Source organism: Metabacillus sp. FJAT-52054 (assembly GCF_037201815.1).
GTDB lineage: Bacteria > Bacillota > Bacilli > Bacillales > Bacillaceae > Metabacillus_B > Metabacillus_B sediminis.
Genome location: NZ_CP147407.1, coordinates 2,103,251 through 2,126,328 on the forward strand (window position 1 = coordinate 2,103,251; position 23,078 = coordinate 2,126,328).

The 23,078-nt window shown below is 41.6% G+C and carries 25 protein-coding genes; 7 read left to right on the forward strand and 18 right to left on the reverse strand.

Going from position 1 to position 23,078, the window contains the following annotated elements:
• Positions 1–34: 34 nt before the first annotated feature.
• Entirely contained in the window at positions 35–1,225 is a 1,191-nt protein-coding gene (locus tag WCV65_RS11020) for a DUF2812 domain-containing protein (RefSeq protein WP_338776434.1), read from the reverse strand.
• Positions 1,222–1,551, reverse strand: coding sequence for a PadR family transcriptional regulator (locus WCV65_RS11025; protein WP_338776436.1), 330 nt, complete (start codon positions 1,549–1,551; stop codon positions 1,222–1,224). Before WCV65_RS11025 ends, WCV65_RS11020 begins: the two co-directional genes overlap by 4 nt.
• Before the next feature lie 165 nt (positions 1,552–1,716).
• Between WCV65_RS11025 and WCV65_RS11030 the strand changes: the two genes are divergently transcribed.
• Complete coding sequence (locus tag WCV65_RS11030) at positions 1,717–2,712, forward strand: LLM class flavin-dependent oxidoreductase (protein ID WP_338776438.1); 996 nt, start codon at positions 1,717–1,719, stop codon at positions 2,710–2,712.
• Positions 2,713–2,725: 13 nt separating this feature from the next.
• Here WCV65_RS11030 and WCV65_RS11035 read toward each other — a convergent pair whose 3' ends face one another.
• The 3 genes from WCV65_RS11035 to WCV65_RS11045 form a co-directional block, all read right to left on the reverse strand.
• Entirely contained in the window at positions 2,726–3,013 is a 288-nt protein-coding gene (locus WCV65_RS11035; protein ID WP_338776440.1) for a DUF3219 family protein, read from the reverse strand.
• A 62-nt stretch (positions 3,014–3,075) separates the two neighbouring features.
• Entirely contained in the window at positions 3,076–3,378 is a 303-nt protein-coding gene (locus tag WCV65_RS11040) for a heme biosynthesis protein HemY (protein WP_035411357.1), read from the reverse strand.
• 23 nt (positions 3,379–3,401) lie between these two features.
• Entirely contained in the window at positions 3,402–4,427 is a 1,026-nt protein-coding gene (locus WCV65_RS11045; protein ID WP_338776444.1) for an LLM class flavin-dependent oxidoreductase, read from the reverse strand.
• A gap of 175 nt (positions 4,428–4,602) precedes the next feature.
• Between WCV65_RS11045 and WCV65_RS11050 the strand changes: the two genes are divergently transcribed.
• On the forward strand, positions 4,603–5,040 hold the full coding sequence (locus tag WCV65_RS11050) for a DUF2512 family protein (protein ID WP_035411352.1): 438 nt from the start codon (positions 4,603–4,605) through the stop codon (positions 5,038–5,040).
• Between the two features lie 489 nt (positions 5,041–5,529).
• A complete protein-coding gene (locus tag WCV65_RS11055) occupies positions 5,530–7,131 on the forward strand; it encodes an APC family permease (RefSeq protein ID WP_338776447.1) in 1,602 nt (533 codons plus the stop codon).
• 261 nt (positions 7,132–7,392) lie between these two features.
• Here the strand turns inward: WCV65_RS11055 and WCV65_RS11060 are convergent, their stop codons facing one another.
• The 4 genes from WCV65_RS11060 to WCV65_RS11075 form a co-directional block, all read right to left on the reverse strand.
• Positions 7,393–7,932, reverse strand: a complete 540-nt coding sequence (locus tag WCV65_RS11060) for an N-acetyltransferase (RefSeq protein WP_338776449.1) — start codon at positions 7,930–7,932, stop codon at positions 7,393–7,395.
• A 1,063-nt stretch (positions 7,933–8,995) separates the two neighbouring features.
• Positions 8,996–10,078 (reverse strand): PQQ-dependent sugar dehydrogenase, encoded by a 1,083-nt coding sequence (locus WCV65_RS11065; RefSeq protein ID WP_338776451.1) that lies wholly within the window; start codon positions 10,076–10,078, stop codon positions 8,996–8,998.
• A gap of 43 nt (positions 10,079–10,121) precedes the next feature.
• Entirely contained in the window at positions 10,122–11,597 is a 1,476-nt protein-coding gene (locus WCV65_RS11070) for a TerD family protein (protein WP_338776453.1), read from the reverse strand.
• Between the two features lie 129 nt (positions 11,598–11,726).
• On the reverse strand, positions 11,727–12,452 hold the full coding sequence (locus WCV65_RS11075) for a YqcI/YcgG family protein (protein WP_035411334.1): 726 nt from the start codon (positions 12,450–12,452) through the stop codon (positions 11,727–11,729).
• 136 nt (positions 12,453–12,588) lie between these two features.
• Here WCV65_RS11075 and WCV65_RS11080 point away from each other — a divergent pair, with 136 nt between their 5' ends.
• Together WCV65_RS11080 and cls are read left to right on the forward strand one after the other, a co-directional pair.
• Positions 12,589–13,581 carry an LLM class flavin-dependent oxidoreductase gene (locus WCV65_RS11080; RefSeq protein WP_338776457.1) on the forward strand — a complete coding sequence of 331 codons (993 nt, stop codon included), beginning with the start codon at positions 12,589–12,591 and terminating at the stop codon, positions 13,579–13,581.
• A gap of 125 nt (positions 13,582–13,706) precedes the next feature.
• Complete coding sequence (gene cls / locus WCV65_RS11085; protein WP_338776459.1) at positions 13,707–14,918, forward strand: cardiolipin synthase; 1,212 nt, start codon at positions 13,707–13,709, stop codon at positions 14,916–14,918.
• Here the strand turns inward: cls and WCV65_RS11090 are convergent.
• From WCV65_RS11090 to WCV65_RS11115, 6 genes are all read right to left on the reverse strand, one after another.
• Positions 14,910–15,434, reverse strand: a complete 525-nt coding sequence (locus WCV65_RS11090) for a DUF6241 domain-containing protein (RefSeq protein WP_338776461.1) — start codon at positions 15,432–15,434, stop codon at positions 14,910–14,912. The genes cls and WCV65_RS11090 overlap by 9 nt on opposite strands.
• 74 nt (positions 15,435–15,508) lie before the next feature.
• Complete coding sequence (locus WCV65_RS11095) at positions 15,509–16,471, reverse strand: quinone oxidoreductase (protein WP_338776463.1); 963 nt, start codon at positions 16,469–16,471, stop codon at positions 15,509–15,511.
• Between the two features lie 11 nt (positions 16,472–16,482).
• Complete coding sequence (gene rpiA / locus WCV65_RS11100; RefSeq protein WP_035411323.1) at positions 16,483–17,157, reverse strand: ribose-5-phosphate isomerase RpiA; 675 nt, start codon at positions 17,155–17,157, stop codon at positions 16,483–16,485.
• A gap of 60 nt (positions 17,158–17,217) precedes the next feature.
• A complete protein-coding gene (locus WCV65_RS11105; RefSeq protein WP_338776465.1) occupies positions 17,218–17,874 on the reverse strand; it encodes a peroxiredoxin-like family protein in 657 nt (218 codons plus the stop codon).
• 73 nt (positions 17,875–17,947) lie between these two features.
• The gene (locus tag WCV65_RS11110) at positions 17,948–18,562 is read right to left on the reverse strand and encodes a TetR/AcrR family transcriptional regulator (protein ID WP_338776467.1); all 615 of its coding nucleotides are present in this window, start codon (positions 18,560–18,562) and stop codon (positions 17,948–17,950) included.
• 92 nt (positions 18,563–18,654) lie between these two features.
• Positions 18,655–18,945: a putative quinol monooxygenase gene (locus tag WCV65_RS11115; protein WP_338776469.1), complete on the reverse strand. Its 291-nt coding sequence runs from the start codon at positions 18,943–18,945 to the stop codon at positions 18,655–18,657.
• Between the two features lie 238 nt (positions 18,946–19,183).
• On the opposite strand from WCV65_RS11115, the gene WCV65_RS11120 reads away from it, so the two are divergent.
• The gene (locus tag WCV65_RS11120; RefSeq protein ID WP_035411313.1) at positions 19,184–19,570 is read left to right on the forward strand and encodes a sporulation protein; all 387 of its coding nucleotides are present in this window, start codon (positions 19,184–19,186) and stop codon (positions 19,568–19,570) included.
• Between the two features lie 156 nt (positions 19,571–19,726).
• Here the strand turns inward: WCV65_RS11120 and WCV65_RS11125 are convergent, their stop codons facing one another.
• Positions 19,727–20,371 carry an SGNH/GDSL hydrolase family protein gene (locus tag WCV65_RS11125; RefSeq protein WP_338776471.1) on the reverse strand — a complete coding sequence of 215 codons (645 nt, stop codon included), beginning with the start codon at positions 20,369–20,371 and terminating at the stop codon, positions 19,727–19,729.
• Positions 20,372–20,446: 75 nt separating this feature from the next.
• Here WCV65_RS11125 and WCV65_RS11130 point away from each other — a divergent pair, with 75 nt between their 5' ends.
• Positions 20,447–21,199 (forward strand): (S)-benzoin forming benzil reductase, encoded by a 753-nt coding sequence (locus WCV65_RS11130; protein WP_338776473.1) that lies wholly within the window; start codon positions 20,447–20,449, stop codon positions 21,197–21,199.
• 101 nt (positions 21,200–21,300) lie between these two features.
• Here the strand turns inward: WCV65_RS11130 and WCV65_RS11135 are convergent, their stop codons facing one another.
• Both WCV65_RS11135 and WCV65_RS11140 read right to left on the reverse strand, forming a co-directional pair.
• Positions 21,301–22,137, reverse strand: a complete 837-nt coding sequence (locus WCV65_RS11135; RefSeq protein WP_338776475.1) for a VanW family protein — start codon at positions 22,135–22,137, stop codon at positions 21,301–21,303.
• A 575-nt stretch (positions 22,138–22,712) separates the two neighbouring features.
• Entirely contained in the window at positions 22,713–23,078 is a 366-nt protein-coding gene (locus WCV65_RS11140) for a DUF393 domain-containing protein (RefSeq protein WP_035411306.1), read from the reverse strand.

Consider the following 23,078-nt stretch of genomic DNA (forward strand, 5'->3'; position numbering starts at 1 on the left):
CCCAATCCATATTGGATTGGGTTTACTTTGGCTTTTACTGATGGCTTTGACCTGCAGAACTTTTTTTCAACCTTCCATAATAAAGCCATGTTCTCAAAACAAAGGAACCGAACATAAAAATACAGATGGTATACATCACGGTATTCAACGCATTTAATCCCCTAAACCCGAAATTAGACCCGTTTGAAATAAAAATACTTAAATTCAATAAATAAACGAACGTAATAGGCAGAAACAAAAGACTATAAGAAAAAACGATTTTCCGTGCATGCTTTAACCGGTGAATCTTATCACTGTATAAGTTGGGCCTTTCCTCAAGTGCACCATATTCTCTGCTCCATATAGTCCATTTTTGCAAAGACGATTTGGAGGTAAATACGCTTTTCCAACCTGCATCCCTGTGCATTTCATAGTATTGTTCGTTCGAAATGTTTTGATAGTCGGCACAATAGCGAACTTGACGGGGATTGCCCTTCTTAAAGTAAAAAACAGTTCCTGTCCTGCTTACACGATATAGATGGAATCCTTTCCTCTCCTTTTCCTCAAGCCATTTCTCAAGTTGATCAGGAGCATACATCCAGCCAATTTTTCTTTTAACTATTAGTTCTCTTTTATTAATCAGATGTTTTTCTCTCTCTTTGCTAAATGCTTCATTACGCTTCGAAGGATCCTGGTTTTCACTGAAACTTTTTATCAATTTATTTAGCTTAAGAAAAGAGTAAACAGAAAACATACCAAGTATGATTGCTAATGCCCCAGCTGTTATGGGGATGAACCAAAGAGGACTCTCCTCCACCTCTACAGAAGTATTTTGGAAAAAAGAAACACTAAACATAGATGCGATGAAAATAGCAATGACGGATAAATAAATCAGGATACTGGCGAAGAGGTATTTACACTGCAGGCTTCGTTTGATGATCCCTTCACGGGAAGGAAAAGTCTTTAGCAGCATAGGCTGTTTTTCATTAACAGCTATATACCAGCGGCCGGATTGAACTCCTTTTCTCCATCCGTCTTCCAATAGCCCTTCAGAAAGGGTCTCGTTTTTTAAACGACTATATCCAATCTGGCAGGAAAGGGCTGCCGGCATCCCTTTCTCGAAAAAGAAACACCTTTTCCATCGGTTCATGCGGACAAGTAAATAACCCTCTTGACCCAATTCTGAAATCATCTGTTCTGTCTTCTGAATATCATAGCTCCAAAACGGTCTCCATACCTTTTTCATTCGAATTTCTCCTCATGATTTATGGCATTTTGATGCAGCTCCTTTAGCCGTTTGATTTCAGCTGCCATCAGTATTTTTCCAGTGTCAGTCACTTCGTACACCGTTTTTCTGTCTTCATCCGCAAATAAGGTAATGACCCCATCCTTTTGCATCTTTGTCAGAGTTCCATAAACGGTTCCGGAACCAAGACGGATTCTAGCGTTTGTCATTTCTTCTACATGTTTTACAATCCCATAACCATGCCTGGGCTTTGTTAAAGAAAGGAGAATATAGAATGCGGTTTCTGTCATGGGGGTATATTTTTTTAAGACGTTATCTATTTCCAAATGAACACCTCTAAGACTATGTCATAACATGACTATATCACGACGCGACATATTAAACAATGGATATTTTTCTAATTATAACCATTTAAAAGCAGAAACTTTGTATTAAAAATAAGCTGATGTAAGATTAAATGATCAACTAGGTTTTCAGAAAGAAGGTTTGCAATGAAACTCAGTATTTTAGACCAATCTCCCCTATCGTCCGGAAAAACACCGAAAGATGCACTGGAAGCATCCCTTCGCTTAGCCCAATATGGCGAAGGATTGGGATATAAAAGATATTGGATTGCCGAGCATCATGATTTCACCGGGCTGACGAGTTCGGCACCTGAGGTCATGCTTGGATACATAGGAGGGAAAACGAAGACGATCCGGCTCGGTGCCGGAGCGGTTTTATTGCCTCATTACAAACCTTTTAAAGTGGCAGAAACCTTTAATCTTCTCTCTACTCTTTTTCCTGACCGTATTGATCTCGGTATTGGAAGATCGCCGGGAGGCTCTGCTGAAGCGTCCATAGCCCTGTCCGGAAATTTCCTTGAAAATGTTAGACAGCTTCCTGATATTTATAACGATCTTCTGCATTTTATTAGAGGAGACTTTCCAGAAAACCATATGTTTTCAACGATTCAGCCTGCCCCGCTGCCTCCCGTTCCTCCGGATGTTTTTGTACTGGGAACGAGCAGGAAGAGTGCAAAGATGGCAGCGGAAGGCGGAACAGGTTATGTATTTGGACAGTTCATGGGAGGTACAGATCCGGAAATCATCCAATCGTACAAGGATGCTTTCCATGCAAGCGGTCATAAATCAAAACCTGAAGTACTACTGGCTGCTGCTGTAATATGTGCAGAAACCCGGGAGGAGGCAGAGAAAATTGCTTTAAGCAACCAAGTGTGGCAAATGATGCTTGCGAAGGGTGAAGGCAGGAAGGGGGTCCCTTCTTTCGAAGAAGCTGAGGCCTATGTGCTTACTCAGGAAGAAAAAGAACAGCTAGAAAAAATGAAAACCCTGCAGATTATCGGCAGCCCGCCTGATGTAAAGGCGAAACTAGAAAAACTTGCATTAGACTATGATGCGGATGAATTGATGATCATCACCATTACTCACAAAGAAGCCGACAAGCTCCATTCTTATAAGCTGATTGCTCATGAATTTGGATATTAAAAAGGCCGGGGGGTCACTTCCCGGCCTTTTTCTCTATCAATTCAAGAAAATAATCTCCTACTGCGTTCTCTTCATATAAATTCACAGCAGAGGTTGAATATTGTTTAATCACGGCTTGAAAGGAAAGGTCTTTTTCCGGCACTTTCACTTCGAAATCATTTTTGTAAAGCAAAGTTGTTGTATCATGATAATCCTGCCCGCTTTTCACTCTAAAATGGAAGCTGATTAAATGGGATCCATTCACTTCCTCATGGATGAAGTTTGTTCCTTCAATTGACCGTTCATTTATATTAATAATCATGACAATCACTCCTATTCCTGATAAAAAAGAGAGTTCTTTATAAAAGAACTCTCCTTTATTGGTTAATGATGGTTATGCCATCCTTTGTTTTTATTGATGATTTCAAATCGTTCCTGAGGGACGAAGAAAAACTGGATCCATACTCCGTCCAAAAATTCTTCACGGCTGTCCATTAGGATGTCTATATCTTTATCTGTTTTCACAATTTCATCATGTTCAGTCGGTGTATCAAGTTTTACATCATAATGGGCATGGTCCCCGTGCATTTCCGTGATGAACACCCGTATCATTTTCCCTTGTCCTTCTTCACTTTCAAGCATTCTTTTCAGCACTTTTGCTGCATTTCGATTTATTTTGCATTCCATAAGTTGATCTCCTTCACTGATGGTTATTTCATTAGCTGTGAAACAATTTCATAAGAGCGCAATCGTGCCTGATGGTCAAAAATGTTAGCCGTAATCATCATCTCGTCTGCCTGGGTTTCGTTTAAAAAGCTTTGAAGCTTCGCCTTCACTTGATCAGGATCACCGATTGCTGAAGCACGCAGTGTTTGCTGAATGGACGCTTTTTCATATTCATTCCACAAATCATCCATATCATCCACCGGAGGATTCAATTGGCCCGGACGGCCCCTGACAAGATTGAGAAATTGCTGTTTCATAGAAGTAGACAAATACTGCGCCTGTGCCTCGCTGTCGGCCGCTACTACATTCATTCCAACCATAGCATACGGTTCATCCAGAACGTCGGAAGGACGGAAATGATTCCTGTAGATTCTTAAGGCTTCAGTCGTATGATCCGGTGAAAAATGGCTGGCGAACGCAAATGGCAATCCAAGCTGACCGGCAAGATGGGCACTAAAGCCGCTTGATCCAAGCAGCCATACCGGAATATTTAATCCTTCACCGGGAATCGCTTTTACATGGCTGTATTCTGTCGGATTGAAGTATGCTCTCAGCTCCTCCACTTGTTCAGGAAAATCCTCCGCGCTCCCCTTTAGCTCTCTTCTTAAGGCCTGTGCTGTCAGCTGATCGGTTCCGGGTGCTCTTCCCAATCCAAGGTCGATTCGTCCCGGAAAGAGTGACTCGAGTGTTCCAAACTGTTCAGCAATGACAAGCGGAGCGTGGTTAGGAAGCATAATGCCGCCTGAGCCGACCCGGATGGTTGAAGTTCCCTGCGCGATATGACCAATCACGACTGCTGTCGCTGAACTGGCAATCCCTCTCATATTGTGATGCTCAGCAAGCCAATAGCGGTTGTATCTCCATTTTTCTGCATGCTGCGCCAAATCCAGCGAGTTGCCCAAAGCTTCCCCTGCATGGCTTCCAGAAACAATAGGTGCAAGGTCCAGGACAGAAAGCTTAATTTCATGCAGCTGTTTATTCTTTTCATCTGCGTAATTCCGTTTAAACACACGTATTCCTCCTTAGTCACGATTCCTTATATATGGAAGGGTTTCTTATAGTTTCAAATCATAAGGACAACTTTACTATATGTCCTTTAAAAACTCGAATAATTTGCACACAGCCGGCCAATCATGTATGTTTGCTCCCAATTGTGACAAAACTTTAGTAAAAGGAGTGAGAAAAATGAATCAGCTTGCTGTCATTGCCGTTAAATTTATTATCGCAGCCATTGCCTTTGCTATTGGTCTGGATTTATTCTTTGATGCGAACATTACAGATATTCTTTCTTTTAGTTTATTTGCAGCCCTTGCTACCTATTTGCTTGGAGACAGAGTCGTACTGCCTGCATTGGGACACCGATCAGCGTACATAGTCGAATTTTTCACTGTTTACCTTGGGGTGTGGATTTTTGGTTCTGTTTTGTATGAAAACTATCTGCAAATTGCGTGGGGAAGCGGGATCTCAGCTGTCATCTTTACAGCTGGAGAGGTATTCGTACACCTCTTTTTACTTGAACGGATGCAGATTGCAGAGAGAAGATCCATCCGTACGGGACATGCAGCTTTTGGAACCGAATTTTCAAAAGAACTGGATCCTTTGGAAAAAAATAAAAAAGATTAATTTATTTCGTCATATTCACCTATATCCAGTCAGGTTTTGAGACCAAAGTCTTGCATGAACTAGACGAAATGCCCCTCTACTCATCAATTAAATACAAAAAATACTCATATTTTTCACAAACAGCAAAAGGATTAGCGGAATTTGCAGAGTGTTTAAAGGTTTTATTCATTGCAAAAGACGGTATTTAATAGATAACAATCCGATTTTAAGGAGGGAGCAGAATGGTTATTCGAGCAGGGAGCTGGAAAATGCTCTCGGTCAAAGAAAAGATGTTCATCTTAAAAGCCGTCAGCCATTTATATAAATCCAAAGCCTAATGATCCCCCATACACTCTAGCCTGTTCCTATCCTATGCTAAAAAATCCAAATACCAGATAGAACCGCATGTGACACAGCATGCGGTTTTTGTTTTATCCATTTTTAAAAGGATATATATGCTTATATAAGAACACAATAAAAGAAAGATATGCTGTTATGAGGAGGATTTGCATGGCGGATCAGGGAAAATTTAAGAAAACCATCTCTTTGCTTGATTTAACACTAATAGGACTTGGAGCAATCTTTGGGTCTGCCTGGCTGTTTGCAGTAAGCAATGTCGCTTCCAAAGCAGGCCCAGCCGGAAGTTTCTCCTGGATAATCGGAGGAGTCATCATTTTACTGATTGGATTTGTATATGCCGAGCTTGGAGCAGCTTTGCCAAGGACGGGTGGGATTATTCGGTATCCGGTTTATTCGCATGGGCACCTGGTCGGTTATATGATTTCTTTCATTACCATTATTGCGTATACAAGTCTCATTTCCATTGAAGTAACGGCTGTAAGACAGTATGTTGCCTTTTGGTTTCCAGGTTTAACGGTTAATGGTTCAGAATCTCCAACTGTTGCTGGATGGCTGCTTCAATTCGGATTGCTGTGTCTCTTCTTTTTATTAAATTATTGGAGTGTAAAAACATTTGCCAAATCCAATATTATCATTTCAATTTTTAAGTATTTCGTTCCATTAACCATTATCACTGTGCTTATTTTCTACTTTAAATCTGCAAACCTCTCGGCAGCTGGATTTGCTCCTTCAGGATTTACCGGGATTCAGGCAGCCATATCTACCGGGGGAGTCATGTTCGCCTATCTCGGCCTGCATCCAATTGTATCGGTCGCAAGCGAAGTGAAAAATCCGCAGCGAAATATTCCGATTGCATTGTTTTTATGCATCATTTTATCAGCAGCCATATATACAGCCCTGCAGGTTCTGTTTATTGGTGCGATTCCAACGGACATGCTGTCTTCCGGCTGGGAGAACATTCAAAAAGAGTTTGCATTGCCATTTAAAGATATTGCTGTCGTTCTCGGACTGGGATGGCTTGCTTTCCTTGTTGTATTTGACGCCATATTGTCACCGGGAGGTAACGGGAATATCTTTATGAATACCACGGCACGCCTCGTGTATGCATGGTCAAGAAACGGAACACTATTTAAAATCTTTTCAAAAATCGATCAAAAAACAGGTATCCCAAGATCATCACTGTGGCTGTCATTCGGTCTTTCCGTTTTTTGGACTCTTCCGTTTCCTTCCTGGAATGCGCTAGTCAACGTGTGTTCTGTCGCATTAATCCTGTCCTATGCGATTGCACCGATCTCATCCGCCACTTTCAGAGTAAACGCCAAAAATCTTGAGAAGCCCTTTAAGCTTAGAGGAATGAGTGTGATAGCCCCTCTTTCATTCATTTTTGCCTCTTATATTGTGTATTGGTCAGGCTGGACAACGATCTCATGGCTTCTTGCATCGCAGCTCGTCATGTTTGTTGTTTATCTGTTATTTTCTAAATATGTTCCAACCCGTGAAGTCAGTTTGGCTCAGCAGCTTAAATCGTCTTGGTGGCTTATCGGATACTATGTCATGATGCTGGTTTTCTCTTATACCGGATCTTTCGGAGGAGGACTTGGAATACTATCAAACCCGCTCGACCTGATCCTGATTGCAATAGGATCACTTGGGATCTTCTATTGGGCCAAATATTCAGGCCTGCCTGAAGCCTTGATAGATGATGACGAAACCGATGATGCTGCAAACCAAGTTCAGCCTGCCAGCCCATAAAAAAACGGCCTTGCTTTAAGTAATGGGATCGGTTTTAAAGTGCAAAATTCTAATTATCAGTGTAATTCGCAGCTGAATTAGCAGACCTTTTAGCGGTGAAATTAGTACACAAAAAAGCTCGGAGTCATTACGCCTCGAGCTTTTTTCACCGTATTACTTTGTTGAAGATTAGCACCCGATTGCGGAAGATCATTGCTTAAAGAAAACATCCTTTAGTTCAAAGGATACTAAAACTTAAAGAGTAACATGCGAACTTACCTATCAATGTCTCAAGGCATCATAAATTGAATAATCCACTTCACCTGAAATGTTTTCCATACCATTTTCACACAACTCCATAGCCATCAAATTCTCCTCAGAAGGTGGAAGATTTTTTTTTGATGCATATATTCCAAATTCAGTTGATGTTCTAAATCCAAAGCGTTGATAGTAACGATAATCTCCTTCAACAATTATTCCCTTATATCCCATTTTTGCAGCCAATTCAATTCCTTCCTCCAACATATACTTACCTACACCCTGACGCTGATGATTAATTGCTACTGAAACTGGTGATAACATCAATATTTCATTTTCATACTTGTTACTAATTGGAAGTTTTGAGAGGATGCAGTGTCCTATAATCACACCTCTTTCCTCAACAACTAAATCAAGCAGGGGAATGTAATAGTGTTTTTCTCGGATCTCTCTTACTAAAGCTTTTTCAGCTACTCCGTCCGAATAATTGGTATTTTTGAATATCTCATATACAAAGTCTTCAATAAAACTATATTCTGCTTTAGTAACTATTCTTATTTTCATCCATACACCTCCAATGTACAGCTACAATTATACTAATAAAAAGCACAACTTTTGATGCAGAATCGCACCCGATAGTTTAATAACGGGATATATGTTTAATCAAAATTTATGTCACCTTGTTGTTTGGTCTTTTTCTTAATAATACGAGCTATTTTATCCGAATTCCACCACTCTTCAGCTTTAGGTAAAAGAGAAGCAACCTCATATGCTAAGACTTCATAAATTTAATGTTGAACAGGGTCTTCGTCATATCTATAAGAGTCGTGGTCTTCAGTTGGTTCAAGACGAGTACAAGGTACTTGGTGAGTAGTGTTTACTTTATTAGGTGGAAAATGTAGTCCTGATTTGATGGTAAAACCATTGACTGGTGACGCTCCTATTTCAACAATAAAACCACCACTATATTTATCAAAGAAAAAAGCTCTGTTAAATTTGGCTGTTGATTTCCGCTGCACGCGTTCGCTTTCCGAGAGAGTCTCACGCCTTCCACTCCAATCAACAGGTTTTAAAAATCAACACCAGGCTTTAACAGAACCAAGAAAAAAGAAATGAGATCAATACGGGTTTCTAAAACTCGCAGAAAATGTGGAAAAGAACCTTTAAATCCTCTTTCTCTTAACAATGGGATAACAATTAATTTTAAAGCTTTTATCATTTCATTTCGTCCAGAAGTTATTACAATCTACCCATCCCTTATACGCATAGTCCTATTTTATTCAAATTCCTTATTCAACAATCCTGCTACGTTTGTTATATAAGCTCCTCTTTAAACATAAATACCTAAAAATAAATTACAATTTTTTACACACCAATTCGCATAACAATTAGCATAAGAATTAGCACACTGACGAGAATTTTAGTCACTCTGCTAAAAGGGGTGTGAATTCGGGTGCTAAAACACCCACAAAGTCACAGAAAACCTTAATATTCAACAAAAAAAAAGAAGCAGTCCGATTTAGTTTGAAATTGGACTGCTTATTAGTGTGCGAATTAAGTTTTTGTACTCGAAAACCGAACCCGTTATGCTTTAAGCAGTCCGTTTTCTTATGGAGACACCATGAATTCAGCTTGAATCAGAGATTTGATTTACGTTCAATTTGTAAAGCTTATCATCCTTCTTAAACGGTACGCCTCGCCCATCCGTATTGTTGGTGGCAAAATACATCTTTTCTCCTTCGATAAACACATCCCGGATTCGCCCATATCCATGGATGGCCGTTCTTAATTTTCCGGAGCGAATTGAATAGGATTTTACACTTTCACCGCCCAGCGCACCGAAATAAAGAGTTCCGGCTGAATAAGCTGAACCTGATGGAGCCCAAGAAGGCTTTCCAGAATGAATAAGGGGAGCTGTTATTCCGGCTTTCTTCTGGCTTCCTGTAATAGTAGGCCAGCCATAATTTTTACCCGGTTCGATCCGGTTAATTTCATCGTATCCATCAGGTCCATGTTCTGTGCTGTAAAGGACATGATCTTCACTCCATGAAAGACCTTGAGGATTTCGGTGTCCATAGCTGTAAACATATGAGTTGTCAAAAGGATTATCATCCGGGATCGAGCCGTCCAAATTCAATCGGAGGATCTTTCCGCCAATCAGATCCGGATTCTGGGCCATCTCTTCCTTTGTAGCATCTCCCGTGGAAGCATAAAGCTTGCCGTCCGGGCCGACTTTTAATCTGCCGCCCTGATGAAACTGCCCGCCGGGTATGCTGTCTAAAAGAGTTTCATCCTCTTTCCAGAAATCGCCCTCAAGCACTAGATTAACAATGCGATTCAGGATCATTCCCTGCTTTTCGTAAGTGTAGTAAGCAAATGCTTTCCCATTCTCATTATATTCGGGGTGAAGGACAAAGCCTAATAGCCCCGCTTCCGGCACCTTTGCCAGAGGCTCCTTTAGCTCTACTTTCATTCTCATCTGCTTCTTATTCTCGATTTTGACAATCGATCCTGTTCTTTCAGATAGAAAAATAGTGTCTCCGCTCTTATTGATGGACCATGGGACATCGAGATTTTCAGCAATTATTTCCGCCTTCTTGCCGGCATTTGCATCCGTCTGGGGAGCTTCTGCAGACTTATCACTGCGACTCGAACAGGAAACAAGCCATATCAATAAAAAGAGACAGCAGAAAGAAAAAATTTTCTTCAACCATACCTCTCCTTTAATCAACCTGGTTTTCAGGTCAAGATATTCACGATAAAAATTCTGATGGATTCAAGCCAAGCTCTCTGCAAATATCTGCTACTGCCTGTTTTTCTGAAGGATCAAAGTTTCCATCTGCAAAACCGATTGCGACACAGTAACGCACAACAAGCCTTCCCACTTCAGGTTTGCTTCTTACATTTCCAAGAGCTCTCATTGCTTCTGCGTGCCCAGTCATCCAATCTCTTTCAAGATTCATCACAAAATGGTTAAAACGCTGATTCACTTTCGCTGTATCAAACACACGCAGTTCCTGGCTATTATTAAAAAACTCGTTTACCTTTTGCCGCTCTGCTGAAGAAATATGCCCATCTGCCAAACTTACCAATGCACATCCTGCTACAATCGCATCCATAACATCCTGGCTTTTAAAGCGCTGCAGCAGCTCTTGTGCATTCCGCTTCTGCTCATTCGCCCATGCTGCAAAATCCTTCTGATCCGGAGACCATTTGTATGTGCACTGATTACAATTGAATTGAACCTTGCCGCCGCCGATAAATCCCCCCAGCAATCCGACCGGTCCAAGGACGAGCCCGCCTAATGCTGCTTTACCGATTCCAAAGCCTTTCTTGCCGGCTGACACATTTTGGGATTGGCATCTTGGACAAGAAGTGGTCCTGCCTGCAGTTTGAACCTGACCTCCTGCGTAGGAAGATAGCTGATTCATTCCGTAGCCCTGTGCTCCATTATATGTCTGTGCAGATGGATTCCCCTGCTGGTATGGATTTGAACTGATACCCGGTGTCTCTTGATAAACGCCGGAAGAATAGCCTCTGTTTTGGCTAAAATCATTCTGCTGCTGGTAGCTCTGCTGGATTGATCCCTGCGGCGGATGGTTCGGCTGTATGTATTCTGATCCTTGAGGATGGTTCTGAGTAGCCGGTTCATCATCTACGGTCACTCCAAAATTTCTGCATAGCGCTGATAGCCCGCCGCCAAATCCGCTTCCAATTGCATTGAATTTCCATTCATTTTGATGTCTGTAAAGCTCAGCTGCAACGATCGCTGTTTCCACTGAGAACTCATGGCCAAGCTGATAGCGGATGAACTCCATCCCTGTATCTTCACTGAAAATGCGGACATAGGCATTAGAAATCTGACCAAAGTTCTGTCTTTTTTCAGCAGCGTCATGAATCGTTATCGTAAATGCTATTTTTTGAAAATTATGCGGGACGCGGTTTAGATCGATACGGATTAGTTCATCATCCTGCATTCCTGCGCCAGTCCGGTTATCTCCGCAATAAAGAACGGAGCCAGACGCACCGTTTGGATTATTATAAAAAATAAAGTCGTTATCTGAAGGGACCTTTCCATTTTCCCCAAGCAGAAAGACTGATGCATCTAAATCAAATGCAGAGCCCCCCATCTGATTAATGTCCCATCCTAAACCGACTGCGATTTTAGAAAGACCAGGGTTTGTCTTAGTTAAATCCACTTTCTGCCCTTTTCTCAAGCTTACACCCACAGATACCTCTCCCTTTCTTCATAACGAATATTCTCCCTACCATTCTACCATTATTTCATTCCATCCCCAAATTATTACAATAGACCCAAACAAAAAAACCAGCATGCAGTCTGCTGGTTCAGTAATCCGTTATTTATGAGAAAAAGGGCATTTCCCCCTAATCGGTTCAATATCATCTCCAATGAAATACTGTTTCCACTCATTATGATCGACATCACCGTAATGGCTAATGTCAGGATGTGTCGGAAGCTGATCCCACTTCTCTACTCTTTCTCTCACCTTTTCCCTGGACATGATGCCTCCCTTTTCCGTTCCTTCAAGACCTTCAAAGATCATTCTTGGCTGAAAACCCAATACGAGGCTGTTTCCAAGGTGCCTCGTTTTCCGCTGCTTGTAAGCAGGCGCATTTCCAAAAATGAAAAATGGCTCTCCATTAAAATGAAAATCCCATAAATGATGATCTGGATCCTTAGGTGCATCCACCGGCCATGGCTTCGGATCCTGTTCATGAAGGTACTGCAAAATGTCCCAAAAACGTTTCCTGTATAAATCAAGTTCCCCTTCCTCTGTTTCAGGTTCCATAAAAACAAATAGACCGTGGCGTGTATAAGGTGGTTCTTTAAAGAGGGTCAAAAACTGCTCAACGGCCTTAGGAAGGTTTGACCAATCCTCTCTTGTTATGTATGCATACCGCAGTTCTCCCTTTTTTTCGGCTTTCATTCCGAAATAGCAAGGAAAAGTTGCGTCTGTAACTACGCCATGAAAGGTTTGATATTCATCGATCACCCATTGAGGCACAACTTCGGGATTCGTCATATCCTCCTTAGTCAAAAGAAAAGATGAAATAGTCTGCATGATAAGCCTCCTTTAAAATACTCCATATACCATTCCCTGTTAAGAAAAAAGAGAAACAATGAATGCGTTCCGATTGCGTAAAGACTTTCTGTTGTGGCATCCTGTAAAAAAACAAGTTGAAGGAAATGAACCATTTATGAAACTTAGCATACTCGACCAGGTTCCGGTTTCTAAAAACATGAGCGTTACCGAAACATTTCAGCAGACAGCTGAGCTTGCTCAGCATGCAGAATTCCTCGGATACACCAGATACTGGTTTGCGGAACATCACGGGACAAGGGGACTTGCCAGCACTTCTCCAGAAATTCTGATGTCGTATATCGCTTCCATAACCTCAAGGATCAGAGTGGGCTCAGGCGGCGTGCTTCTTCCTCAATACAGTCCCTACAAAGCAGCAGAAAACTTCCGGCAGCTTGAAGCTGTATTCCCCGGAAGAATTGATCTTGGCGTCGGCCGCTCACCCGGAGGCACACGAAAGGTTAGAGAGGCGCTTTTGGATGGTGCGGCAAGAGACTTGAGTGAATTTCCAAGGCAGCTGAAGGATCTTATTTATTATATAACCGATTCATTACCATCAGACCATCCATTCCATGGAATCAAGGCTGCTCCTCTTCCCGAATCCATCCCTCCGGTTTGGATTCTGGGACTGGGGGAAAACAGTGCACGGCAAACAGCAGAGCTTGGTTTGAATTATGTGTTCGGCCATTTTATTAAGCCGGATAGAGGACGGGAAGCTTTCCGGGATTATCGGAAACATTTTGTCCCTTCTCTATTTTCCGCATCCCCTCAGTCTCTGGCAGCCGTTTTCGTCATTTGCGGGAAAGACGATGATCACGCCGAGGAACTTGCATATAGTCAGGATTTATGGCTTCTCCGAGTAGAAAAAGGACTCGACAGCCGGGTACCAAGCATTGAAGAAGCCAAGTCAGTGGTTCGATCTGCGGCAGACCGTGAAAGAATGGCAATCAATCGAAAGAGAATGATCATTGGCGGACCTGATAAGGTGAAGAAAGCAATGAACGAGTTATCCGATCAGTACGAAACGGATGAAATCATGATTTTGACGAATGTCTATTCTTTTGACCAGAAAAAGCACTCCTTTTCAAGACTTGCAGAGCTATTTTTATAATGAGTAACGCGCATGCAGATTAAATCAGGTGACATACTAACCCTAAAATGTAAAACCTTGATGCGGGTTTCAATTCCTTTTTAAATGGATCGACTAAGGAATCGCTTAGGCGGGGAGTTTTCTGTGTGCTGAAGAAAATCATAATCATTCTATTCTTATCTGCCGCCGCTTTAACCGGCATTGCCTATACAGCCGTAAACGATGTGAAATCAGGGGCAGAATCCTATAATAGGCAGCATCCGATTCTCGCGTCTCCTATTTCAACCGGAGATGCGAGTCTTTTTACTGACGGAAAAACCCTGATTCGTTCTCTTTATAAAGACATTGAGGAGGCGCAGAGCTTTATTTATATCCACTTCTTTATCATCCGGGATGATGCCGTAAGCAAAGAATTTTTTGCTCTTCTTCAAAAAAAAGCGGAGCAAGGTGTTGATGTGAAACTTTCAGTTGATGCAATCGGCGGAAATGACATCACAAAATTGATGATCCGAGAACTTGAAAAAAGCGGCGCGCAGTTTGCCAATAGCAGGCCGCTTTCCTACCAGCATTTTTTTTATCGCTTAAATCACCGCAATCACCGTAAAATCGCTGTAATCGATGGAAGGTTATCGTATATTGGCGGATTTAATATCGGGGAAGAGTATCTTGGAAATGATCCAAGGTTTGGGTATTGGAGAGATTATCACGTTCGGCTGACGGGCTCTGGCTCTGAAGAAATAACAAAACAGTTTTTAAAAGACTGGAAGGAAGACACGGGAAAAACCATTCAGCCTCCCATCTCAAAAACCCATAGTACAGGCTCTGACCGCTACCAATTTGTTTTCTCAACTGGTGATGATCTGGAAAAGAAATTAATAGGCATGATCCATAATGCCAAAAGCAGCATTATGATTGCTACTCCCTATTTTATACCAACTGATGAGCTGATGAAGTCCTTGCTCGCCTCATTAAAACGAGGGGTTAAGATTGAACTGCTGATACCTGATAAGCCTGACTACTGGTATACGAAACCGCCAAGCTATCCAAGAACGAAGAAGCTTCTCGAAAATGGGGCTGTCATCTATTTATACCGCAAAGGATTTTTTCACGGAAAAGTCATGGTTATTGATGATTATGTGGCGGACATCGGCACAGCCAACTGGGATAAACGGAGCCTTTTTATAAATGATGAAGCGAACTGTTTCTTCTATTCCAAATCATTTATTGCAGAAACAAAAAAGGAGCTGCGAAAGGATTTCTCCTCAAGCCGCATCCTTACAGAAGACATGTATGATCAAATACCGTTCTGGGAAAAAATGCTTGAACGTACCCCTGAATGGATTTACGAGCTATTTTAAGTTTTCATCTTTAATATATTTTTCCTCTTCTTCAGAAGACAGCAGACGGGTTGCCTTTCCAATGGTCCCTCCCTGGATAGTCCAAATGGAGTTGTGATCCAATACAGCATGAGAGAAATCACCGGATTCCCAGCGCGACAAAATATCTTTATAAACATCTGCATGCTCCAGCTCGGTATAATGTTTATCTAAAAGGTCAGCTAAAGTTCCAATTCGATTTTCTGTAATTTTAATGGCTCCCCATTTTTCATTATTATGAGCAGCTATTTTTTGATGGGACATGTAATGAAGGACCTGCTGAAATGCGGCATCATCCCATTCCCTGCTAGCCGAAAAATAATGGAAAGCTGAACCCTTTTGATCGGTTGCTGCTTTTGCATGCTGCTCCTGATTTTGAACAGGCTCCCCGTACAAATAAAAGAATAAAGTCCCTGCTAAACCTAGTGATGCTGCCGAAATCGCAATGATGGACAGCCTTCCTTTAGCGGCTCTTTTTTCGGTCCTTTTTTCAGGCATGAAAACCCCTCCCTCAATCCTGATTGTACCACTTTTTCCATGTTTTATGTAAATGAATGGGAGGGTTTCAATTATTATGGTTTAAGTAAAATTTTACCGGTGCTTTTGCGGCTCTCAAGAAGTCTATGAGCATCTGCACCTTTTTCCATTGGAAATGAAAGCGGAGGCTGAATGCGGATATGCCCATCTAGTATCCAATTAAAGAGCTCTGAGGAACGATTTACGCGTTCTTCTTTTGAAGTGAGGACATTCCATAAATCTCCGCCTGTCAGGGTCTTGGATTGATCCATCAGCATCCTCGGATCAACAGGAAGAGGATCACCGCCGGCCATTCCATAAAAAATGACCGTCCCGCCAATTCGGATGGCAGCGAAACTTTCATTTAGGGTGGAGCCGACAGACTCATATACGGCATCTGCACCTATTCCATTTGTATAGGCCATCGTTTTCTCCGTCCAATTTTCATGATATAGAAATACTTCATCTGCCCCTGCTTTTAACGCGGCCTCTCTTTTTTCTGCAGAAGAGGTTAAGCCAATCACTTTTCCACCCATCATTTTAATGATTTGAACCAAAATTTGGCCGACACCGCCGGCTGCAGCATGAACGAGAATTACATCCCCCTCTTTTACCTGATAGCTGTCTCTCGTTAAGTATTGTGCGGTCAATCCCTGCAAAAGGACAGATGCGGCTGTGTCGGATGTGATACCGTCATGGATCGGGATCGCCTTATCAACAGGGACCGCAACATATTCGGCATTTGCATAAGGAACATCTGCAAACGCAATTCTGTCACCCGGTTTGATTCCGGAATGATTCCCTGCATCCTCAACAATACCCGCTCCCTCATAACCGAGAATGTAAGGCGGCTTGCCTGCCAAATGATAATTCCCTTTTCTTCTATACACATCTGCAAAGTTTAAGCCAGCAGCTTCAATGCGGACCAAAATTTCATCGGTCTCTAAAACAGGCTTGTCAATCTCTTTATACGTTAATACCTCTGGTCCTCCAAATTCTTCGAACACTAATGCTTTCATGCCAAATCTCCTTATTTTTTATTCTCACGGATGACCACACTTCCGCCTGTTCCCGTAATCACTACATTCGGGTGTGCAAGGAAAAGCCCGTGCTCCACAACGCCAGTAAATTGTTTTAGCCTTTCAGCCAGCTTTCCTGGCTCTGCAATCTCATCCAAATGCAAATCATATATGACATTTCCGCTATCTGTATAAAATGTCTCTCCAGTCTTGGTTTTGCGCAGGATCGGATGTAAATGTTCCTTTTCAAGAAGCCGTCCCGTATGGTTTGAACCAAACGATAGGACTTCAACAGGCAGAGGGAATTTCCCCAGCTTTTGTACCAATTTCGTGTGGCCCGCCACCCAAATGATTTTATCCGAAGCATTTGCTACAAGCTTTTCACGGAGAAGAGCGCCTCCTCCCCCTTTAATCCCATTGAATTTAGGATCAATTTCATCAGCGCCGTCAATTGTCAGATCAATTTTTTCTGTGTCATTCAAATCGATTAAAGGGATGTGCATGCTGTTAGCAATCCTCGCAGTGGCAGTGGAAGTAGCGACACCTTTAAGTGTCATTCCCTGTTCAATAAATTCACCGATTTTCGCCAATGCATAATATACTGTACTGCCTGTCCCTAATCCAATCGTCATTCCGTCTTTTATGAAGCCTGCAGCATATTCACCTGCTTGTTTTTTCTCATTCATGCCATACACCAGCCCCACTATAAAGCGTCCATATTCAAAAAGTAAAGACAGCTTCGTTATTTAGTAATTGATCTGTTTTAATTGAGCAAGAATTTCAGAAGGCTCAGCCCGATCTTTGTAATCGGCTTTCGTATATTCATAGATAATGTTTCCGTTTTGGTCGGCAATGAAGGTAGCGGATACAGGAATACTCCAGGATTCATCTCCATTGTGTCCGGGAATATCCAATCCCTTTTCCTTATAAATTTCAATTAAATACTCGGGCATACGGTAAACAAGATTAAAATCCTGTGCCGTCCTATTTCCTTGATCACTTAAAACATGAAAGGACAGGTCATTTTTTTCTTTCGTGCTGAGTGATGCATCAGGACTTTCCGGACTGATGGCTACAAGCTCAGCTCCCGCTTCATGAATTTCATCCAAAATGGATTGATAAGCTTTAAGCTCCATATTGCAATATGGACACCATCCGCCTCTGTAAAATGTGATAACAGCAGGTCCTTTTTTCAGGATATCCGTTATACTGATTTCCTTGCCATTCGCATCCGGCAGAACGAAATCAGGAATTTGATCACCAACCTGAAGGCCCTTTCCTTCTTGAGAATTCTCAAGCTCCCGAATCGCTTGCTCCATTTTCTCCCGTGTTTCTTTAGGAGTATTTTTCTTGAACTGCTCCAAATATTCTTTAAAGTCTTCACGCAACTGTACTTCAGCCATTTCAAATCCTCCTTCATCTCCTTAAACTTGAAACCATCGTATCAAGTTTTGGCCAGACTTGCTCCTTATATGCTTAACTGGACGATGATAACAAATCCTTCCTGCTGAAAAGCTGGCTCAAAACCGCAGAAAGTTCATCAGAGTTGAGTGTAAAGTCGGATTGATAAAGAGTGGACCTCAGCCTGAAGCCGTCAAGCAGCAGCATATACAACTCCGCCGCCTTCGAAGGATTGAGCTCAATTGGGATTGTCCCATTTTGCTGACCGGAACGAATCCATAGCAATGCGAATTGATAGAGACTGTCATAAAAATCATCAAGGGCATCCCGTGCAGTTTGATGATCTGTGCGAGAAACCAAATAGACAAAAATCTTTCCGATAATCTGTTCTGCATCTTCCATTACCCTGATCTGTTCCGCCAATACGTCTGCTGGATCCAGCATTGATTTTTGGCCTTCAGACAGCTTGTAAAAAAAACGGTCATTGCTTTCTGCCAAAAGATTTTGCAGAACCTTTGCCATCAAATCGTCTTTGCTTGACACGTAATGATAAATTGCACCTTTTGACAGGCCTGTTATCTTCATTAATTCAGCAAATGTTGTCTGAGGGCACCCTTTTTCTGCAATAAGCTGTTTAGCCGATTCTGTAATCTTTTGCTCTGATCGAATACGTCTCGCAAGCTGTTTCATGACATCCCTCCCCTCATTATTATAAAAACCGACCAGCGGTCTGTAAATATGACACCATAATATTACCCGATCCAAGAAGGATCGGGCTAGTGTTAATCATCATCATTAATAAATCGCTTTAATGTGAGAGGTTCAGCAAGTATTTTTTTAGCTGCTGCGAAAAAATTCTGGAAGTGGTCAGATTGATTGTGAACGTCTATGGCGTGCTGATCCTTCCATTGCTCGAGCATCACAAATTGATTGGAATTGCCTGTTTCTTCATATAGGCGGTAACTGACATTTCCCTCTTCTTCTCTTGTATGTTCAATTACCTGCTGTACTTTTTCAAGAAACTCTTCCCGGTACCCCGGTTTTACATTCATATAAGCTGTAATGCTGATCATTGCGGCCCCTCCTCTTAATTACGCAAACTATTTTAGATTATTCGTGTAACATCACACTTGGATTTAATGGAGATGATGTCGTTTATTTGCTTCAGTTTTTGTCACAGAACGTTCGGTTTATCATGAATAGAGAATTTGATATGCTGTTGGTAGACAGACTAGAAATCAAAAAAGACGAAACCTTTATGATCACTGCCTCGTATACATCATATCGAATGAAAATGGAGAGGTTGACAATATGCTATTAAGAAAATGGATGTCCCGTCTTGGGATTGGCGCAGCTAAAATTGATTTAGTACTAGACAGCGAAATCTATAAACAGGGTGACGTCATTAATGGGCGCTACGATATTTATGGGGGAACCATTGAACAAAAATTAAAAAGAATTGAATCCGATCTTGTTCAAACCCTTAATGGAAAAGAAACTCATATCCTAAACAACTGTATATACACTGCTTCCACAGTGATGGCAGAAGAGAATAGGGCCATCTCTTTTAAATGCAGATTGCCGGAGCAATTGCCTTTGACGGATGAAAAGACGACCTACAAGTTTGTCACGAAACTTATTTTTGAAAATGGGACGGACAGTCTCGATCATGATGAAATCAGGGTTATACCACAATAGTATGTTCACACTCCAACGGGAAGCTGTCAAATCGGACTTCCCGTTTTTTATTATCTGGTAAACTTGGCTGTTAATTGCAGTTAGCAGGCACTCGCTTTCCGCTCCGATCAAAAGGTGTCAAAATTCAACACCAGGATTTATTACTTAGCCTTTTTATTATATAACTTGACTAACCGATTCAATCCACGATTTAGCCATTAGCAGATTACCGGTGGAAGTCATATGCACTCCATCTGTTGTTAAAGGGACTCTCTCATTGACGTGAAGCACTTCAGTAAACGCCTGGTGGGCCGGAACTAAAATTGCATTGTATTTCAATGCAAGGTCTTTTACCGTATTTATGTATGGAATGAGCTTCCTATTCCCTTCAGATTGAAGATCTTCTTCAATTACTGTAGGCTCCATTAAAATTAAACGAGCTTTTGTTTTTGCTGTTGCTTCGTCTAAAATTTGCTCATAGATTCTTCTGAAATCATCTGGCATCACCTGTTTCATACCTGGCTGATCGAGCTGTCTCCAGACGTCATTTATCCCAATTGAAATTGTAAGAAAATCGGGCTTCTCATTAATAACATCCTTTTCCCAGCGTGATGCAAGATCCGTCACTCGGTTGCCGCTAATTCCCCTGTTGCATACCTCGATTTTGGAGCCCAGCCCTTCTAATACATAATAATCTCTTATTAACCGCACATATCCATGACCCAGGTTCACAGGATCGGACTTCCGGCCGGAATCCGTAATACTGTCTCCGATAAAAACGATTTTTCCAACTGGCAAGTTTTTATGAACAAACACTGGCATTCGCTCCTTTTGATGCGATATAGTGTTAGCAATTGTATGATTATCATTTTATCATAACAGCCTGGAGGCATTCTCATGAAAACTTTTATCATTACAGGTACATCTAGAGGTCTTGGGGAAGAGCTGGCCTCTCAATTGCTGAATACAGCACATCACGTTATCTGTCTATCAAGATCAAAGAGTGAATTTCTCCAACAGAAAGCTGAAGAGAAAAAGGCTCCTTTCTTAGAAATTGAAGCAGATTTATCAAATGCAGAATCGATTCCGGATCTTATGGAACATATTTTCTCTTCCATTCGCTTTGAGAATCTGCAAGGCATCTATTTACTGAATAATGCCGGTACTGTACAGCCCGTTGTGCCAGCAGAGCTTGCATCAGCAGGTGAAATGGTACAGAATATCTCGGTTAACCTTATTGCTCCTATGGTATTAACCTCCGAATTTATTAAGAGAACGGCTGATATCCCTGCAGAAAAAAGAATTATGAATATTTCCTCAGGAGCAGCCAGGAAGTCCTATGAAGGCTGGAGCAGCTATTGCTCTTCTAAAGCCGGGCTAGATCATTTTTCACGCTGTATCGCTGAAGAACAAAAACAAAGAACAAATGGGATTAAATGTGTTTCCATTGCTCCGGGTGTCGTTGATACGAGTATGCAGGAGCACATACGCAGTTTAGAAGAAGGCAAATTTCCGCAGCAGAACCGATTTATAAAATTAAAGGAAGAAGGAAAGCTTTATTCGCCTTCTTTTGCCGCAGAGAAACTGCTGACGGTACTCTTTGACGATCATTTCGGAAGCGAAGTGATTATGGATATCCGTGATGCTTGAACCAACTTCTCTTAATAAAGGAAGTGAAAGGACATCATCCTTTTCCGAATGAAACAAAGAAAGAACCCGCTTACTTAATTTAGCGGGTTCTTTCTTCATTATTAGCTTTTTACCATCTTTACTGCACTTAATATTTGAATGGTCATGGCCCCATTTACTTCATCAACTGTCGAACGAATCAAGACAGGAAAATCCTTGCTGTTTTCAAATTTGAAATCCGGTCCGCCCCACGAAACCGTCGCATCCTTGTCTTTCGGTACATATCCAACCTGTTTGGAATGGTGATGCAGCTCAATAATTTCGAGTCCTGCATTTTCTACTGCGTTATAAAGTGTCGAGGATGTCTGGCAGATTCCTCCTCCAACCCCTTCTACAAACTCTTTATTTACGATTTCAAGAGCTTTTTGAAAGCCTCTTGCTTCCGTTCTTTCGCCAACGATTAAATTGTAGTAAAAGCGGTCTCCAGGACCAAGTACAATGTTATTAATCGCGTTTGATGACAATTTAATATTATGGACCCGGCCTTTAACCGCTGGATTAAAATCTGTTTTGTACTCACCGATTACCTGATTCGTAATCCCGCTGATGTCTTCTGCTTTCACATTCGGTACACTTTCTTCAATCGGAAGCGTAATTCGGCTTTCGTAAGCACTTAAATTTTGAAGCATGCCGGATGTTTTTTCTTCATCCAGGACCACTCTTTTCTGCCCGGCTGAAAATTGTCCGTTAGCACCTAACTTTGCCGGCACCATAGGCTGATCAATTTTCTTTGCTAGATCATCTGCGATTGAATCGGCATCTATATCACCATTCGAGGAATCATACGTATAAAGAACATCATTTGTTCTGGAATCAATTAACTCCACTTTGCGGCTGAAATCTTTCGCTTCAAGAACGGTCTCTTTTGTCATTAAATCTTCTGGCTTAGTTACTTCCACTGTGCCCCCCCCTGCTGCTGAACATCCTCCAGCAAACAATAGTCCTAACACAATGGCTGATTTTTTTAACAATTGCTCTCTCTCCCAATTCACTATTTATTTCTAGCTCCCCTATAAAACGTTTAAACCATGGAAAATGTTTCATATTTTAATAAAAAGCTTTAAAACTTGGCTGTTGACTGCAATTAGCACTCGGTCCCATATCCTTGTGCGGGCGGTGAGCCTCCCCTTCGCTTCGCGAGTGCGTGGACTCACCTGTCCCGCTGTTCAAAAGATCAAGTCTCGCGCTTTCCACTCCAATTAACAGGTTCCAGTAATCAACATCAGGCTTTAATAGATACTAATAATAAGAGAAAATTAAATCCATTCCTTGGATGAATCAAATAAATTTTGGAATGAACACCTATAGATTTTACCACTTAAGAGAAATGACACATGTGTATATAGTACCATTTTCACCAAAAAACTAAACTATTAGGCTTAAGATAGAAAGAGGAAAAAAAAGAAAAAAGAAGCTGTGTCACGATTCAGCTTAATCATATCAGTGACTGAATCGTCCAGCTTCACTTTTCAAATCATTCATACCGGGGCTGGCTGTATCGGCCGAACCACTTGAACCGGCTCGTAGAAACTTGTGAGTAAATAATCTCTGCTGCTTTTATCACGAATGGAATATACATAATGATTCCAAGCGGCCTTGTAAGCGGCATGGCAAGAAAAATCTCCCTTAATGCATGCGCTCCGGCTAAGACCTCTTCATCTCTTGTAATCATATGGATTTTTTCAAGTAAAGGACGATCTCTCAGGAATGCAAAGGGAGTTTCTTCTATCGTTTGTACAGAAGACCATTTGATTTTGCATTGCCAGTCTAATGAGGAAAGGAATTTTTTCAAATGAAAACATAATGGACATTGCGCATCATAGAACACGACATGCTTCAA